We start from the raw sequence: 17,071 nt of genomic DNA, 5'->3' as shown, positions 1-17,071 counted from the left end.
TTAACATAAGGCAGACGGTTGAGGGAACTGCACCGGAGTGTTCGTTATTAAAAATCCAGCGGGCTCTTCATCTCTTTTACAGTTTTGCTCGGCACGCAGTGAGTGTAAATCATAGTAGTTCTGACATCACTGTGACCGAGCAGTGTCTGGATTGTCCGTATGTCGTAATTAGCCTGAAGCAGGTGCGTGGCAAAACTGCGGCGAAAGGTGTGTGACGTAATACGCTTGGTGAGCTTCGCCCGCCTGACAGCCTCGTAAAGAGCTTCCTGTACATGCTTTTCATGCAAATGGTACCGCCGCCGCTCTTTCGTTTCCGCCACAAAGGTCAATGATTGCTGTGGAAAGAACCATTGCCAGACAAAATCCTTCGCGGCTCTCGGATATTTCCTTTCAAGTTGATCCTCAAGAAACACGCCCGCGCAGCCCGCCGCAATATCCTCATCGTGAAGTTTTTTTTATCAAAGCAAGGATTGGGGTCAGGTCTTGTTTCTTGCATTTTAGAAATTAATATAAAGGGTATCGGGATAAAAAAGAAATCCCTAAAAGCCAGAGATATGCAGACAGGCCAAAGCTTGACATGTTATTTGATGAAAGTATAATAAAAGACAAAACAAAACGGAATAAGATAGCAAAAGAAGCAATAGAGAAATATGGTTATACGCAGAAAGACGTTGCGAATTGCGTTGGGATTCATTATTCTGTAGTAAGTAGAGTGCTAAAAAGCAGCTAATGCAAGAAACAAGACCTGACCCCAAAATCACAAAATCAAATCATAATCATTAGCCTGGAGACGAATGCCCCTTCGGGGCATCGCTCAGCGCCGCATTATCCACACCATTTTACTCATCCACTATGGAACACCACACTTAATTCTTGACATATCAAGTTTTTCAACTTCTGTTCTGGACATTAGTCTAATCGCAAAAAATTACCTCTTGACAATGTAGTGATACCACATATAGTATTATAATATGCCCGATAAAAAAGCGCGGATAGTTCTTGATACGAATGTGCTTTACTCAGGACTTTATTCATCAAAGGGCGCTTCTTTTAGGGTATTACAGGCGATAGAAAACGGAAAGCTTAAAATAATTATTTCTACAACTTTGCTGTTTGAATATGAAGACGTTCTCAAAAGGAATCAGATGGCGTTAGGTTTATCAAACCACGATACAGAGAAGATATTAAATTATTTTTGTCTGGTAAGCGAACATCAAAAGATATATTTCCTGTGGCGCCCTCGTCTGTCTGACCCTAAAGATGATCATATATTGGAATTAGCCATTGCTTCAGGGACTAAGCTTATTGTGACTCACAATACGAAAGATTTCAGAGGGGCAGAGGGTTTTGGCGTAAAATCAATAACACCTAAAGAATTAATGGAGGAAATATTATGAGCGCTTTGAGTTTGAGATTGCCGGAATCAATTCATCGTCATATCAGGGAAATTGCAAAAAAAGAAAAGGTGTCTATTAACCAATTTATTTCATCGGCAGTGGCAGAGAAAATTTCTGCTTTGTTAACGGAAGACTATTTGAAGGCAAGGGCAAAAAGAGCAAAGAAAGAAGATTTCAGGAGAATATTAGCTAAGGTTCCAAGCCGTAGACCAATCCCCGGCGATGAACTATAAATTTACACTGACACATTGGTCATCCCGCTTTCGGCAGTTTTACCGTAAATACCGTCCCGGCCCCTTCTTGGCTGTTAAAAAACAACTTGCCTCCGTGCTCTTTGATTATATTATAAGCTATTGAAAGCCCGAGCCCGGTGCCGCCTGCCTTTGTTGTAAAAAACGGGTCAAAGACCTTTGACTTTATATTTGCCGGTATGCCCGTGCCTTTGTCCCAAACCATTATCTCAACAAAATTACCTTCTGACTTGCCTGAAATTCTTATCTCGCCTCCATCAGGCATTGCCTCAATGGCATTAATAACAAGGTTTAAAAAAACCTGTTCAATGAGCGCCCGGTCTGCCTTTATCGCAGGAAGATTTTCCACAATGTCCTTATGCACTATAATATTTTTGCTTTTGAGATTAAAGGTGGCAAGCGACAGGACATGTTCAATCATTGCATTTATATCAATCTCAGATGTATGCATATCCTTCTGTTTTACAAATCCGAGAAATCTTGTGAGGATATTGTCTATTTTTTCTATTTCACTGTGTATCACTTCGGCATCCTCTTTTGTCATGTCGGGCTGTTCCTTGAACGCCTGAAAAAGCATCTTAAGAGTGGTAATGGGATTTTTAAGCTCATGCGCAAGGCCGGCTGAAATCTGCCCGATGGAAGAAAGCTTCTCTGCCTGAAGCAGGTGCGTGTATGTGTATGCCTCTTCCATTTTTTTCCTTGCCGTCATCAGTTCCAGCGACAGCCTGTTAAAGCTGTACGAAAGGTATCCAATTTCATCACTGGACTGAACCTCCAGTTTCTTGTCAAATTCTCCCCTGCCGAGCCCTTTTGTAAATTCCACAAACCTGTTCAGCGGCTGTGTAATCAAACGGCTCATAAAGATTGAGGCTATTACGGCTAAGAAAATCACAAACATTATAATCGGAACAGTTATTTCCCGCGTTTTTGCAAGTGTGGATTTTAAACTGTCCTCCCTGATGCCGATATGAAGCTCTGACTTTGTGCTATTAATAACACTGACGCCCACATCGCGTATGTAGCCTTTCTCAGTTTCAAGAAGCTGGACATTAACCGCCCTGTTGTTAAGCGGATTCCATGAAAGGATCTCAGGAGGAAAACCGTCTTTAAACGTATGTGCAAACAACCGGCCGTCGGCGTCTGTGACAAATATATATTCCAGATCATTTTCCTTGCTCAGGACCTCATTCAGCGCCTGCGTTGTTTGGAACTGGTCATTCAACGGAATATAGTTTGCGATTCTTTCCGAGAGATTGCCTGCAACAGACCTTGCCTTTTTTTCAAGTTCTTCCCTGAAGGCATTGATGATGACGCCCCTTATAGAAAGTGTGATAAGGAATCCGACCATCAAAACCGATGCTGTTGTTAAAATAATTATTTTCGTTCTTAATTTCATTTCGTCAGCAAGCCGTACCTTCTTGCAAGAACCGCTATCTTGTAAAATTCCGATTCATTTATGCTGATAAAACCGAGCGGCATTTCTGTCTGATTCCAGTCAATAAGCTTGTCTTTATGTCTCCCCTCCGGCTCTAAGACCAAGAGCGCAGACCTGACGGCTTTAACCGTCTCAGCATTCAAAGCGCTGTTATATGCAATAATACTGCTTGGATAGGGTTCGGAAATTTTTAAAATCCTGATCTTTCCTTCCCTCTCAAGCCGCCTGGCAAGCACATCCTGAATTCCCCCTGCTTCGTACTCGCCGTTTAATACAACCCTGACCGTGCTCATATGTGAATCCGTATGAATAAAAGAACTCATATCCCTAACGGTTATGCCTTCATCTTCCAGCATCTTTCTCGGTATAAGGTGTCCCTGCGTTGACATCCTTGGTCCAAAAGCAAACGGCTTGCCTTTTAGATCTTTTATGCTGTGAATACCGGCTCCGGGTCTTGTAAAGATAACCGCCTGGTATCTCGGGTCGCCCTCGTTATTAACTCCGCTCACAAGATACTTAATCCCGTTTCCGTATTTTTCCCTGCCGGCTACATAATTAAGCGGGCCTATGGCTGCAAAGTGTGTAATGCCTTTGCCGAGATTATCAACCGTATCTTCATATTTTTCAGTAAATTTTATGCTGAAACGCTTTCCTGTGGCATTTTGAAGGTATTCAAGAAACGGGCTGTAAATCCTTACGTCTTCTTTGGGGTCCAGCCTGAGGTCAAACCCGAACTTCAGGGTGTTTCTCTCAATGTCGTTAACATCTGCGGAGATCTCAACCGCCCTCTTAAGAAGGCTTGCTTTTTTAGGAGTCTCCTGACGCACACAGCCGGAGAATATTAAAAAAAATAATACGGAAAAACTAAAGAAGAACCTGATGAAAAGCCTTGTAGAGATTTTAAATGGCATTATTGATTTGTCAGCGCCGCTTTTAGATATTATAAAATTACTAAATAGACAAATCAATAAGCGGGAATAAGGCAATTTTTCAATTTACATTTCATTTTTGAATGTGTACACTACTATATGCACAGGGCGGCTGTAATAATTCCGGCTCGCTTTAACTCCACCCGGTTCCCCGGCAAGCCCCTTGCCTCTCTTAAAGGAAAACCAATTATCCAATGGGTTTACGAACATGCTGCGTCTGCGAATTCAATAAATACCACCCTTGTTGCAACTGATAGCAAGCAAATCTATGATACAGTCCTGGGGTTTGGCGGAAAAGTTGTCATGACTTCTGAGAAGCACCAGTCAGGCACAGACAGGATAGCAGAGGCTGCCGGCAGTATAGACTGCGATATAGTCGTAAATGTTCAGGGGGATGAACCGTTTATCATGCCGGAGATGGTGAATGATGTTGTAAGACTTCTGTCAGATGATTCGCGCGCCTCAATCAGCACCCTCGCAAAGAAGATAACGGATCCGGAAGAAATTTTATCTCCCAATGTGGTTAAGGTTGTTTTTGACAATGAGGGTTTTGCCATGTATTTCTCACGGGCGCCAATTCCATATAACAGAGACCTCTGGAAAATTTCATCCCGACTTATTCGGGACAAATTTCAAATTTCAGATTCAACTCATCACGCATTACCCATCACGCATTACGGCTGTTACAAGCATATCGGCATATATGGCTACAGAAAAGACGTCCTGTTCAAGTTTGCTTCAATGCCGCCTGACAAACTTGAACTCACTGAAAAGCTTGAACAACTCAGGGCGCTTGCCTCAGGCATGAAAATCAAGGTAAAAGAAACCCCTTATGATACATTCGGCATTGATACGGCAGAAGACTTAAAAAAAGCAGAAAGGCGGTGGCATATCAACTAAATGGCTAAATTCATCTTTGTGACAGGCGGCGTTGTTTCTTCCCTGGGGAAAGGAATTGCATCTGCGGCAATGGGCGCCCTGCTTGAGGCCAGGGGGCTTAAGGTAACTATTCAGAAATTAGATCCCTACATCAATGTGGACCCCGGGACACTGAGTCCTTTCCAGCACGGAGAGGTTTTTGTCACGGACGACGGCGCTGAGACTGACCTGGACCTCGGACACTATGAGAGATTTACATCCTCACGCTCTTCACAGGCTAACAATTTTACGACCGGAAAGATTTATTACAGCGTTATTTCAAAGGAAAGGCGTGGTGATTATCTCGGCGACACCGTGCAGGTCGTCCCTCACATTACAGATGAGATAAAAAATGCCATAAAATCCGTATCAGGCGATTACGACATTGTCATTGTGGAAATCGGCGGAACCATCGGTGATATAGAAAGCCTTCCGTTTCTTGAGGCCATAAGGCAGTTCAGGTATGACGTAGGAAGAGATCAGGTTCTGTATGTCCATCTTACTTTAGTTCCTTATATAAAAACTTCGGGCGAACTTAAATCCAAGCCGACCCAGCACAGCGTAAAGGAGCTGCGGGAGATAGGTATCCAGCCTGACATACTCCTTTGCCGGACAGACAGATTACTGCCTCCGGAGGTCAAAAGGAAAATAGCCCTCCACTGCAATCTTGATATAGATGCGGTCATCACTGCAAGGGACGTTGACACTATTTATGAAGTTCCCCTTGCCTTAAGGCAGGAAGGTCTTGACGATTTAATTGCCAAAAAGCTTTTGCCCATATCAGTCCCACCTGACCTTAATAAATGGTCAGAGGTCGTTAGAAAAATCAAAGAGCCTGATGATACTGTAACAGTTGCGATAGTGGGAAAGTATGTGGGACTTAAGGACTCTTATAAAAGTCTGATTGAGGCGCTTATTCACGGCGGCATTGCCAATGAGGTTGGTGTTGACATACAGTGGATTAACGCCGAGGAAATAGAAAAACACGGCGCCGATAAGTATCTCCTGGATGTTGACAGCATCCTTGTCCCGGGCGGTTTTGGAGAGAGGGGGATTGAAGGAAAGATTGAAGCAATAAGGCTTGCCAGGGAGAAGAAGATCCCGTTTTTAGGTATTTGCCTCGGCATGCAGTGCGCAGTAATAGAGTTTGCACGTAATGTCTGCGGCATGAAAGGCTCAAACAGCTCTGAATTTGATGAGAATACCCCCTACCCGGTGATTTATCTTATGTCAGAGTGGTATGACTTCAGAAAAATGGCAATAGAAAAAAGAGACGTCACCTCTGAAAAAGGCGGGAGCATGAGGCTCGGCGCTTATCCTTGCGTGATTTCAAAAGACTCATTTGCGCATGACGCTTACAGAATGGCAGAGATCTCCGAGAGGCACAGACACAGATATGAATTTAATAATGCGTTCAGAGAAAATCTCACAGGGAAAGGTTTGAAAATAAGCGGCGCTAGTCCTGACAATCAGCTTGTTGAGATAGTTGAAATAAAGGAGCATCCATGGTTTTTAGGATGCCAATTCCATCCTGAATTCAAATCAAGACCTTTAGAGCCGCACCCTGTGTTCAAGGCTTTTGTCGGGGCAGCGTACAGGGAAAAGAAATTGCTTTTCACGCACACTAAGAAATGGGAAATGAAAAATGAAAAATAAGAAATTAAATGACACTTCTCAGTTCTTAGTGCTTAGTTATCACTTCTCATTTCTCAGTGTAATGCTCCAAAAGCTTTTTGCTATTGTTTTTTGTCATTCCCGTGAAAACGGGAATCCAGACACATGTTTTTACTGGATTCCTGCTTTCGCAGGAATGACAGCGAATTTAGGAACGTCACACAAGTTCTCAGTTCCTATTTCTCAGTTCTCAGTTCTTATTTCTTATTTACTACAGGAGGTATTATGAGTAAAATTTCCGAGATTTTTGCAAGAGAGATTTTAGACAGCAGGGGAAATCCAACGCTTGAAGTTGATGTCTTTCTTGAAAGCGGCGCAGGCGGAAGGGCTGCAGTTCCATCAGGCGCATCAACCGGTCAGAGGGAAGCCGTTGAACTAAGAGACAATGGAAAACGTTATGGAGGCAAAGGGGTAAAAAAAGCCATAAGGAACATCAAAGAGAAAATTACCCCGCGGCTTAAGGGCATAGATGCAGGCAGACAGACATATATTGATAACCTGATGATTTCGCTTGACGGCACTGAAAATAAAGGCCGGCTCGGCGCAAATGCAATACTCGGCGTTTCACTGGCTGCAGCAAAAGCCGCTGCCGCAGAGGTTAAGATGCCGCTTTACAGATACATCGGAGGCGTTAATGCAAAAGAACTGCCGGTCCCTATGATGAATATTTTAAACGGCGGCGCCCATGCCGACAATAATCTTGATATACAGGAATTTATGATAATGCCGGCCGGAGCTCCCAATTTTCATGAGGCAATAAGGATGGGCGCTGAGGTCTTTCACAGTTTAAAAAGCGTATTAAAGAAAAAGGGGTTAAGCGTTTCAGTCGGCGATGAAGGCGGCTTTGCCCCAAACCTTAAGTCAAACGAGGAGGCGCTTTCCCTTATAATTGACGCAATAAAAAAGGCAGGCTATACTGCCGGCAAAGATGTCTATCTGGCCCTGGATGTTGCGGCATCAGAGCTGTACGAGAAGGGTAAATATAGTTTTGAAGGTAAAATGATTGATTCGGGCCGGATGATAGATTATTACGAATCGCTTATAAAAAAATATCCCGTGATTTCAATTGAAGACGGGCTTTCAGAAAATGACTGGGAAGGCTGGCGGGCCATGACTGAAAGGCTCGGTAAAAAACTCCAGATAGTCGGGGACGACGCATTTGTGACTAACCCGAAAATTCTCAGCGAAGGGATACAAAAGGGAATTGCAAATTCTATTTTGATAAAGCTAAACCAGATAGGAACACTTACGGAAACCCTTGAAACTATCTGCATTGCAAAGACAGCCGGTTATACTGCAGTTGTTTCCCACAGGTCCGGCGAAACAGAAGACACGACCCTTGCCGACCTTGCCGTGGCATGCAATGCAGGACAGATTAAGACAGGCTCCTTGTGCCGCACCGACAGGGTGGCAAAATATAACAGACTGCTGAGGATTGAAGAAGAGCTTGGAGGGACGGCTGTTTATAAAGGGAAGAAAGTGTTCTATAATATAAAAAGATAACAGGGTTCATGGATTCCAGGGTTCAAGTGAATCATAGTTATCAGTTATTCGTTTTCCGAATAACTAATAATTTACAAACGAATTTCGTAGGCTGCTTTAACACTTAGCCGCTTGAACCCTTGACCCCTTTTAAAAAATTATTATGCGGAATACACGGCGACAGCAGGTAAGTCAATCAAAAAAGATAAGGCAAATTGTTTTGGTTACGGTAGGAATACTTTGTTTTATCTATCTGACCCTGAGTATTATTTTCGGTGAAAACGGACTTTTGAAATATATGCGGCTTAAATCCGACATGTCCGGACTCAAGGCTGAAATCAACACAATAAAAAACCAGAATACAGAGATAAGGAAACAAATAGAAACATTTAAAAATGATCCTAATGTAGTGGAAGACCTCGCCAGGGGACAGGGACTCACTAAAAAAGGAGAATTGATTTTTAAATACGACGATGAGCAGTAGCCCTCTTTATGTTTCCTTTCTCTGGCATATGCACCAGCCTTATTACAAAAACCCGTTCACAGGGGTTTACCGCCTGCCGTGGGTAAGACTGCACGGCATAAAAGATTATTATGACATGGCCGCCATCCTGGAGGACTTTCCCGCCGTACACCAGACATTCAACCTGGTTCCGTCGCTGATAGAACAGATTTTAGATTATACGGAGGGCGGCGCTTCAGACAATTTCCTTGAAATAAGCAAGGTGCCTGCAGAGGCCCTTACAGAGTCGCAAAGGACCACTATGCTCTCTGATTTCTTCTTCGCTAACTGGGAAAACATGATAGCCCCCCTGCCGCGGTATTACGAACTGCTTTCTAAAAGAGGTAGAACAATCTCAAAGGATGAATTTAAAAAAGTCATGAGGTATTTTTCAACACAGGATTTCCTGGACCTTCAGGTGCTCTTTAACCTCTGCTGGTTTGACCCCATATTCATGGAGAAGCAGCCGTTCCTGAAAGAACTTGCCGGTAAAGGCAGAAACTTCACCGAAGAAGAAAAAGAACTTCTCCTAAAAATGCAGGTTGACATGTTGAAACTCATAATCCCGGAATACAAAAGAATGCACGGCAAAGGGCAGATTGAAATATCAACATCCCCCTTTTATCATCCGATACTGCCTCTTCTTTATAATACAAATTCCGCCAAGGTGGCCATGCCTGACATTAAACTTCCTCAGTTTGTCTTTTCGCATCCGGAGGACGCGGCAGCGCAGGTCAAAATGGCAGTTGAGTATTTTGAAAAGATTTTTGGATTTAAGCCTGAAGGCCTGTGGCCGTCAGAAGGCTCGGTCAGCCCGGATATCCTCAAGACAATAAAAAACGAAGGGATCAAATGGATTGCAACCGACGAAGGAATCCTTGCCGCATCCCTCGGAATTCATCTAAGGGATATTTCAGGCATGGTAAAGGAACCTCAGAAACTTTATAAGCCTTACACTGTAGGAGACGGCTTATCAATAATCTTCAGGGACCACACACTGTCAGACCTTATCGGTTTTGTTTATTCAGGGTGGGATGCAAGAAAGGCGGCAGATAACTTTATTGACAGGCTGTACAAAATAAAAAATTCCCTGCCAAAAGACAGGCCTTTTCTTGTCTCAGTAATACTTGACGGGGAAAACGCCTGGGAATATTACAGAAATGACGGCAGGGATTTTCTTTTCTGTCTTTATGAAAGTTTAAGCAGGGCAGACGGGATTAAGACTGTAACCGTGTCAGAGTATTTAAGGGAACACCCGCCTCACACACAAATAAACAGCCTTTTTTCAGGATCCTGGATTTACAGCAATTTTGCCATCTGGATCGGGCACGAAGAGGATAATCTTGCATGGGATGCGCTTTATGAAGCCAGAGAGTCCCTTGCTGCGCACCAGCAATTGCATCCGGAGGCTGACCTGAAAGAGGCCTGGCAGGCTATATACATTGCAGAGGGCAGCGACTGGTGCTGGTGGTACGGCGATGAGCATGTAACAGAGACTCAGGAGGAGTTTGATGAGCTTTTCAGAGCCAATTTAATGAAGGTCTACAAGCTTATCGGCAAGGAAATTCCTCCAAAACTCAGCATCCCTATCCTGAGGGAAGACAGAAGCGTCAAACCGACTGTTGCAATCAGGGGTTTTATAACGCCTAAGATAGACGGAGAGATAACAAGTTATTACGAGTGGCTTCATTCAGCTTACATGGAAACAAAAAAAATAGGCGGGACCATGCACAGGGCCGAGGCCTTCATTTCCAACATCTTTTACGGGTTTGATTTAAACAACCTCTATCTGAGGACTGATGCGGCAAACTCTTTAATTGAAATTTCAAAGGGAATAACTTTTTCCTTCCACTTCCTCAAACCTGTACAAACCAGACTGGATGTCATCGTGACCGATAAAATCAAGGCAGTATTCTTCAATAGAGTTCAAAACGAGTGGAAACAACTTCAGGAATTGGAAACTGCAGCAATAAATGATATTATGGAAATAGCATTGCCTTTTGCACTGCTCGGCGCAAAGGAGGGCGATGAGGTGGCATTCATCCTCTCGGTTTTGAAAGACGGGAGCGAACTTGAAAGATGGCCGTGTAGGGGATGCATTGCGCTGGAAGTTCCGGGCTCAAGATTTGAGGCAATGATGTGGCAGTGATAAGGGGGCAATATGTATGAACTTTCGGTAGAATCGCAATTCTCTGCTGCGCACCAGCTCAGGGGATATAAAGGGAAATGTGAAAACCTGCACGGCCACAACTGGCGGGTGCAGATATCCGTGTCTGCGGAGAAACTTAATGAAATCGGGCTGGCAATTGATTTTCATGAATTAAAAAACATAGTTATTGAAACGCTGGCAATGCTGGACCATGTAAATCTGAACAATACTTTCCCGTTTACGGAAATCAATCCGTCTTCTGAAAATATTGCGAAATGGATATATGAGTCAATCAGGAAAAAATTAAATAATGATTATGTCAAACTCTCTGCAGTAACGGTATGGGAGGCGGAAACGGCGTCAGCGACGTATTTTGAGTAAAATTTTATATACTGCACCAATCACTGCTTCTCTTTAAGCTGTATTGACACGGTATAAGGCACAAGGACTTCTCCGCCCTGCCCGTCGCTCACTGACACAACTACGCTGTGCTGTCCCTTATCCTCAGGGCTTATATTCCAGCTTATAATTCCGCCTGAATCTATCGTCATTCCCTTAGGCCCCTGTCTAATGCTGTATGCGAGCGCATCCCCGTCAGGGTCTGTCGCATTAATTTTTGCGGTGTAGAAAGAGTTTGAAATATTTGCCTTTATGTTTGAGGAAACCACAGGCAGAGAATTTACAACAACGGCATATAAGGTTATGGCCTGACCATTCTGCTCTCCGTCGGAAGGAGTTATTACAACTGAGACCTTATCGCCCCTCTTAATTGCCGCGCCCCTGAACATGTCAGAAGTTTCGCCAAACACTGTCTCGCCATTCACAAACCATTTATATGAGAGGCTTACTTCGTCATCATCACCATCTAAAGTCTTGACCTCGGTCTGAATGTTGTCGTCCTTCTTAGGGGACTGCGGTATGAGTTTTGCAGACTGAATCTGCGGGATGCTGTTTGCAATGATCAGGGGCTCTGAAGTAAATTCTCCTGCTCCCTTCACCAAAACTATCACCTGAACATTGTCTCTCTTTTTTAGTCCCGGATATTTTAATATACTCCCCTTTACTCCCTCTGTCACCAGGCCGTTTACAGTCCATTTAAAGCTTAAGTCCTGAGGATCCGCTCCCCTTACCGATACAGTAATGACACTGCCTCTTTTTGCATCAGGGGGAGACAGCTCAATCTTATAAATGCCTGTCTTTTGCGGCTCCGAAAAAGAAGAAATCCCCTTTTCTTCTTTTTTACCACAGGCAACAAACAGAAAGACAACCGTCAAGACAGCTACAAAATAGAAGTCAAGCCTTGCGCTTTGTTTTATCTTCATACCCAATATTTCACTTCGTGTTTTTCACTTCTCACTTTATATCACGGTCCCCCGGTTCTCCAGCCGACAATCCCGCTCTTAAGGGCAAACGGCGTTGTCGCCTCCAACTGTAAAATGGCGCCTGTGCTCTGTTGTATAAAAGCCATAGCGCCGGACTGCTCGCCTGACGTCACTGAAAAACCGACAGATGACGGCACGCCCTTGCCGAGATATACATCCCTGAGAACCGTAGTTCCGCTTAAGCCTATAACAGACGAGGTATAAGCAGTTCCTGTCTTATAATATGCGGCATACAGATAGCTGTTTCCGCCAATATAACACACATCACTGGAAGGCGCATATGTTGTCCAGAAGGTTATGCCTCCCAGCACTCCGGGTTTATACAGCGACCTTTCGCCGGCACGCGAGAAGTCCAGATACCAGCCGTTTTTACTGGCGTCATCCAGCGCCGTCTCAAGTCCGCTGAATGTACTTGCCTCAGTCGTGCCTGTCACAACTGCGCTGGTTGAGACCTGCACATTTGTCGCATTAAACAAAGTGCTCTTTAATATCGGATCATACTGGCTTGCGCAGGTGGCATTTGTCCACGGCTGACACTTATCCTTGATGCCGTAAAAGCTCCAGCTTTCAGTGCCGTCAAGGGTGTTATCATCAACATCAAAAAATCTGCCTGTGCCGAAATAAACCCATAGATTGGCCTTGTCGTCAAGGCTTGCCGCCGAGGCGGAAGTTATCGGCTGTGCCGCATTGTAGAGCGTGGAGAGGTTCCAGTTAGACACATCGGAATCGCCTAAATTTGTTACAATCCTGTACATTTTCCCTTTCCAGTTTGAACTTGTGCATGTCGCGCCTGTCTGACAGTAGGTATCTCCCATGTATATGACATCAACCTTATCGTTCAGGTTCACATCAACTGTTATGGGGTCTGCCATAAAAGAATAATTCTCAGTCAAAGTAAAGATCCTTGATACTTCGCCTGTAAAGAGATTTACAATATAAATGTTTGCATACCTGTCGCTTGCGCCTTTATACGAGTCCGTGCCTGCATCAGGACCCGAGCCCATCACCGCATACCATGTGCCGGCAGCAGACACACCCGCACCGACCCTGAGCACAGCCGGGTAAACCGTTGTGAGTCCCAGGTCATAGTTGCCGCTTGGATATGAGCTTGAAGTAACAGGGAGCGTCCACAGCAAAACAGGGTTTAAGGGATCTGTTATATCCAGCGCAAAATACGCCGAGCGGAAGGTCCTCTGAGCCGTCCATGTGGAATCCTGAAAAGCAATGTCCCTTCCCCCAAAACGCATGCCTCCAATAAGAACAGTCCCCCAGCCATAGGGATGAAGGCAGCCTGAAGCGCTTTTGCTTACACTGCATACAAGCTCCTCCGTAAAAATCCTCGCATCAACCACCTTGGGCTTAAGATCAACATAATAGACATGCGTATAATCATTAGAAGTGAGCCACTTCAGATGCGGCAGCAGGCTCTGCGGTATAAACCCCCATAATTCATCCCCGATTCCATAGCTTGATGAATCAGAAAAAGTGCCGCCGGAATAATTCTTCCAGAATTTCAGATTGGCTGCATCATAAAACCCGCCGTTAAAGGCGTGAAGTATGCCGTCGTTGGCGCCGGCATATATGACATGCCTCCGGTTTTTGTGATTACTGACAAACTGCGCATACGTTGAGTCGCTGTAAAGAAGCGAATAATTTTCAGAAGGACGCGCAACTGCCACAGGAGTTGAATAAACTATATCGCCGAGTTTCCAGACCTTGACGCCCTCGCCTGTATCAGAGGTATCACCGTCGCCATTGAGGTCTACGCTGATCTTTCTGGGTCTGTAATCATATGTAGTAGAATTCACTACCGGGTCATCTTCACCGCTGATATATCTTATTATCGCCTCTGCCTCGTCATTTGACGCCGCCCGCAGGAACGGCTTGAGTGTAGATTTATAGGAAGTTGAAAAATCTATCATGCTTGTGCCGTCAACTGTTGTTTTGATGCTTCTGGGGTTTGAAGACAGGTCCCTGGACCACAGTATCCTGCCTCCTTCCCAGATTTTTTTCATGTCATCAAACTCAATGGTTGTATATGTGCCTGTCGGGTTCCCGGTTGTGTCGTCAACAGTGCCGGGGTAAAGCTTAATCCTCGTCCTGTTAGGCACAACCGAATCGTCATAATACATCAGTACGATTTTATCCGTGGACGTACAGCCGGCAGGGTCCCCGCTGCCATAGCAGAGCCTCTTGTCTTCATCAGTGTCCTCGCGCATGTTCCCGTATTTGTCAACAAAGAGTCCGTGCAGATATCCAATCCATTTTATCTCCGTCCCGCCCTCTATCTTGCTCGGCAGGAAGTACGCCTGATAAACCGCGCCCTCGCCTTCTCCTGTGGTTGCAAGCACGGATGCAGACGTGCCTGATGCCGTCCTTCTCAGAATATCGGTCAAGGCCCTGGTGAGCTCGCTTTCAAGCGCTGTTCCTTCCTGAGCCTCAAAATATGTGTCAGGTACACCGTCTTTATCCCGGTCCCATTCAGAGCAGTAGGCATTCGCAGACGATGTCCCGCATGTGCTGTCGGTGTACGGCTTGCCGTCTCCGTTATAATCATCAAACCCTCCGTATTTAGCCGCCTTCTGAAGCAGTGCCCTGCCTATAGGAGAGTCGTCAAAGGCATATACTGTATATGTAGTGATGTTCTGGTCGCCTGTGATATCGCTTCTGATATCATTGACATGCGAATAAAAAGATACTGCCTCCAGATAATAGGTCCCTGACATGCTGTTGGCCATTGTGTCCCACTGGCTTGAGTATCCTTCATTTGCCGCAATGCTGTCCATATAGGTCCTGACTGAAAAATTGCTGTCTGAAATCGTAGACCCCCAATATGACCCCGGGATATTGCGGTCCTGAGTTGATTCTCCGTCTGTTAAAAACAATACAAAATTATCCTGACAGCTTATGCCTCCTTCCATAGGGTCAAAAGCCGTGCTGTAATTGCCGCTGCCGTACGCCTTATTGCCATTCTGGAAAAATCTTACTGCCTCATACATGCTTTCGCCGAGAGGCGTCCAGGTGCTGGGGTCTGTGTTTGATATATCCGTAATAAGACTGGTAAGGTCCGTGCCGACTTTTTTTGCCACATAACCGCCTTCATCGGTGTTAAAGAACATCAATCCGAATCTCATCTGGTCTATGTTGTCATGTAGCAAGCCTGTCGGGACAGTGGCGCCGACCTGCACTCTCACATTATATGTGCTTCCGCTTGTACAGCTTGAGCTTGAACACACCCTTATCTGCTCATAGCTTGCCCCGCTGGATACTTTATAATATTGGGTATTAATCTTTTTCCAGTAATCCCGGTTCGGGTTTTCAGCGGCGATTAGATAGTTGACCTGAGTCTGAGAGCGCGGGGTTGCCTTGCCTCCGACAAGGACCTTTCTTACAACATCCACCCTCCTCATAGCAACCCAGTTCAGGAAGTTGCCGCTCCATGTGCCTGCGGCATCCGCATAGAAAAAGCCTCCGCCGGTGGAATCATAACTGTATTGCGACGACGAATTAAAATATCCGTAATAGGCGGCGTTTGAAATATAGCTGTCATCTGCATTTGAACTGCTCCCGCCTTTGCCCGGGGTTTTATATGCAAATTCATACATACTGCCTGAATTGTCAACAACCAAAAGCACATTCGGCTTTACTCCTGACAGTTGTATAAACGGCGGGTATGCGGTGTAGTCATCAATCACAGGCACGCAGCTTGCAGAGCCTGTCACATCCAATGAGAATGTCTGCGTCCTGGAGACGCCGTTATTATCTGTAAGCTTGACCGTAAATGTTGAGGAGCCTGAAGTTGTAGGAGTTCCTGATATCGTTGTAGAAGGAGAACCCGAGGCGCTTAAAGAAAGTCCTGCCGGCAGGCTGCCGGCTGATAATCCCCATGAATACGGCTGGGCGCCGCCGCTTCCGGTTAATGTGGCTGAGTAACTTGTGCATACAGTTGTAGATAAAGGGCTGAGGTCCACCGTATCAATTGCAAGGTCGCTTAAACGAATAGTAAGTGTAAATGCCTTTGAGGTGTTGTCAGTGCCGTTTGTTAAATAAACCGTGAAGGAATAGGCGCCTCCTGATGTAGGAGTCCCAGAAAGTGTGGTAGACGGTGTTCCTGAAGATGCCAGTGTAAGTCCCGGGGGCAGTCCGTCAGATACCGACCAAGTGTATGTCCCGATCCCTGAACCTGTTATCGTGGTGGAATATGCCGTGCCTTCGGTTCCGTCTGTAAGCGGCGATGTAGTAGTAATCTGAATGGCGCTTGCAATATCCACTGTAAATTCCTGATCATCAGTATTAGGGATGGGGCTGTTGCTGTCTGTTACCCTCACTGTAAATGTATATGTGCCAGCAGTTGTAGGCGTTCCTGAAATAGTGGTAGAGGGGGTGCCGGAAGCGCCTAAAGAAAGCCCTGCAGGCAGACTGCCTGACGATATGGACCACGTATATGAACCTGAGCCGCCGGTTGCAGTTATAGAAGTTGTTGTATAAAGTGTATCTTTAATTCCATCGGGCAGACTTGTTGTTGTAATAGTAAGTGTAGGCGGAGAATTTATTGTAATGCTGTACCAGCCGGATTTAGTAGAGCTGCAGCCGCTGCGTTCCACCTGAAATTTCATCTTATATGTGCCGGTAGTAGTCGGTGTTCCGGAGATGGTAAAAATACTGTCATTCGTTCCACTTGTTGATGTTGTCAGTCCGGGAGGCAGGCTGCCGGACGGCTGGGACCATGTATATGAGCCGCTGCCGCAGCTTCCGCCAGCGGTTATTGTGTCGCTGTATGAGCTTCCCTGTGTGCCTGACGTGAGGGCCACAGCATTGCTCTGACTTGAACCGCCCGAAGGCGTCATTGTGGGAGAGGCGGCCCATATGTTACTGCCTGCAAAAAACATCAAACCAAGACAGATAACCAGAAGGATTAATAACGTTTTAATAATGTGTCTTATCGTTTTCAA

General features: G+C 45.2%; 13 protein-coding genes. 8 read left to right on the top strand and 5 right to left on the bottom strand.

What is annotated here, in order from left to right; genetic code table 11:
• Positions 1-47: 47 nt before the first annotated feature.
• Positions 48-434 (bottom strand): tyrosine-type recombinase/integrase, encoded by a 387-nt coding sequence (locus tag HZA10_08375; GenBank protein MBI5196323.1) that lies wholly within the window; start codon positions 432-434, stop codon positions 48-50.
• 537 nt (positions 435-971) lie between these two features.
• On the opposite strand from HZA10_08375, the gene HZA10_08370 reads away from it, so the two are divergent.
• Positions 972-1,397 carry a putative toxin-antitoxin system toxin component, PIN family gene (locus HZA10_08370; GenBank protein MBI5196322.1) on the top strand — a complete coding sequence of 142 codons (426 nt, stop codon included), beginning with the start codon at positions 972-974 and terminating at the stop codon, positions 1,395-1,397.
• A complete protein-coding gene (locus HZA10_08365; GenBank protein ID MBI5196321.1) occupies positions 1,394-1,630 on the top strand; it encodes a toxin-antitoxin system HicB family antitoxin in 237 nt (78 codons plus the stop codon). The genes HZA10_08370 and HZA10_08365 overlap by 4 nt, the downstream gene beginning before the upstream one ends.
• A 19-nt stretch (positions 1,631-1,649) precedes the next feature.
• On the opposite strand, the gene HZA10_08360 is transcribed toward HZA10_08365, so the two are convergent.
• Positions 1,650-3,044: a HAMP domain-containing protein gene (locus HZA10_08360; GenBank protein MBI5196320.1), complete on the bottom strand. Its 1,395-nt coding sequence runs from the start codon at positions 3,042-3,044 to the stop codon at positions 1,650-1,652.
• Entirely contained in the window at positions 3,041-3,994 is a 954-nt protein-coding gene (phnD, locus tag HZA10_08355; protein ID MBI5196319.1) for a phosphate/phosphite/phosphonate ABC transporter substrate-binding protein, read from the bottom strand. Before phnD ends, HZA10_08360 begins: the two co-directional genes overlap by 4 nt.
• A gap of 117 nt (positions 3,995-4,111) precedes the next feature.
• On the opposite strand from phnD, the gene kdsB reads away from it, so the two are divergent.
• The 6 genes from kdsB to queD all read left to right on the top strand — a co-directional run bounded on the left by kdsB (position 4,112) and on the right by queD (position 11,118).
• Positions 4,112-4,912 carry a 3-deoxy-manno-octulosonate cytidylyltransferase gene (gene kdsB / locus HZA10_08350; GenBank protein ID MBI5196318.1) on the top strand — a complete coding sequence of 267 codons (801 nt, stop codon included), beginning with the start codon at positions 4,112-4,114 and terminating at the stop codon, positions 4,910-4,912.
• Positions 4,913-6,586: a CTP synthase gene (locus HZA10_08345; protein MBI5196317.1), complete on the top strand. Its 1,674-nt coding sequence runs from the start codon at positions 4,913-4,915 to the stop codon at positions 6,584-6,586.
• A 243-nt stretch (positions 6,587-6,829) separates the two neighbouring features.
• Entirely contained in the window at positions 6,830-8,107 is a 1,278-nt protein-coding gene (gene eno, locus HZA10_08340) for a phosphopyruvate hydratase (GenBank protein ID MBI5196316.1), read from the top strand.
• A gap of 199 nt (positions 8,108-8,306) precedes the next feature.
• Positions 8,307-8,570, top strand: coding sequence for a septum formation initiator family protein (locus HZA10_08335; GenBank protein ID MBI5196315.1), 264 nt, complete (start codon positions 8,307-8,309; stop codon positions 8,568-8,570).
• Positions 8,560-10,737: a glycoside hydrolase gene (locus HZA10_08330; GenBank protein ID MBI5196314.1), complete on the top strand. Its 2,178-nt coding sequence runs from the start codon at positions 8,560-8,562 to the stop codon at positions 10,735-10,737. Before HZA10_08335 ends, HZA10_08330 begins: the two co-directional genes overlap by 11 nt.
• A gap of 12 nt (positions 10,738-10,749) precedes the next feature.
• The gene (gene queD / locus HZA10_08325) at positions 10,750-11,118 is read left to right on the top strand and encodes a 6-carboxytetrahydropterin synthase QueD (GenBank protein ID MBI5196313.1); all 369 of its coding nucleotides are present in this window, start codon (positions 10,750-10,752) and stop codon (positions 11,116-11,118) included.
• Between the two features lie 20 nt (positions 11,119-11,138).
• On the opposite strand, the gene HZA10_08320 is transcribed toward queD, so the two are convergent.
• Positions 11,139-12,059 carry an Ig-like domain-containing protein gene (locus tag HZA10_08320; GenBank protein MBI5196312.1) on the bottom strand — a complete coding sequence of 307 codons (921 nt, stop codon included), beginning with the start codon at positions 12,057-12,059 and terminating at the stop codon, positions 11,139-11,141.
• 41 nt (positions 12,060-12,100) lie between these two features.
• Positions 12,101-17,071 carry a putative Ig domain-containing protein gene (locus HZA10_08315; GenBank protein MBI5196311.1) on the bottom strand — a complete coding sequence of 1,657 codons (4,971 nt, stop codon included), beginning with the start codon at positions 17,069-17,071 and terminating at the stop codon, positions 12,101-12,103.

The organism is Nitrospirota bacterium, from assembly GCA_016212185.1.
In the GTDB taxonomy this organism is placed as follows: domain Bacteria; phylum Nitrospirota; class Thermodesulfovibrionia; order UBA6902; family DSMQ01; genus JACRGX01.
The sequence above is the reverse complement of the archived record's forward strand: the minus strand, read 5'-3'. Positions and strand labels throughout refer to the sequence as shown.

Coding starts and splice junctions, on each gene's coding strand:
- HZA10_08360 (MBI5196320.1), bottom strand. CDS start 3,044: ATGAAATTAAGAACGAAAATAATTATTTTAACAACAGCATCGGTTTTG.
- phnD (MBI5196319.1), bottom strand. CDS start 3,994: ATGCCATTTAAAATCTCTACAAGGCTTTTCATCAGGTTCTTCTTTAGT.
- HZA10_08320 (MBI5196312.1), bottom strand. CDS start 12,059: ATGAAGATAAAACAAAGCGCAAGGCTTGACTTCTATTTTGTAGCTGTC.
- HZA10_08365 (MBI5196321.1), top strand. CDS start 1,394: ATGAGCGCTTTGAGTTTGAGATTGCCGGAATCAATTCATCGTCATATC.
- HZA10_08330 (MBI5196314.1), top strand. CDS start 8,560: ATGAGCAGTAGCCCTCTTTATGTTTCCTTTCTCTGGCATATGCACCAG.
- kdsB (MBI5196318.1), top strand. CDS start 4,112: ATGCACAGGGCGGCTGTAATAATTCCGGCTCGCTTTAACTCCACCCGG.
- queD (MBI5196313.1), top strand. CDS start 10,750: ATGTATGAACTTTCGGTAGAATCGCAATTCTCTGCTGCGCACCAGCTC.
- HZA10_08370 (MBI5196322.1), top strand. CDS start 972: ATGCCCGATAAAAAAGCGCGGATAGTTCTTGATACGAATGTGCTTTAC.
- HZA10_08345 (MBI5196317.1), top strand. CDS start 4,913: ATGGCTAAATTCATCTTTGTGACAGGCGGCGTTGTTTCTTCCCTGGGG.
- eno (MBI5196316.1), top strand. CDS start 6,830: ATGAGTAAAATTTCCGAGATTTTTGCAAGAGAGATTTTAGACAGCAGG.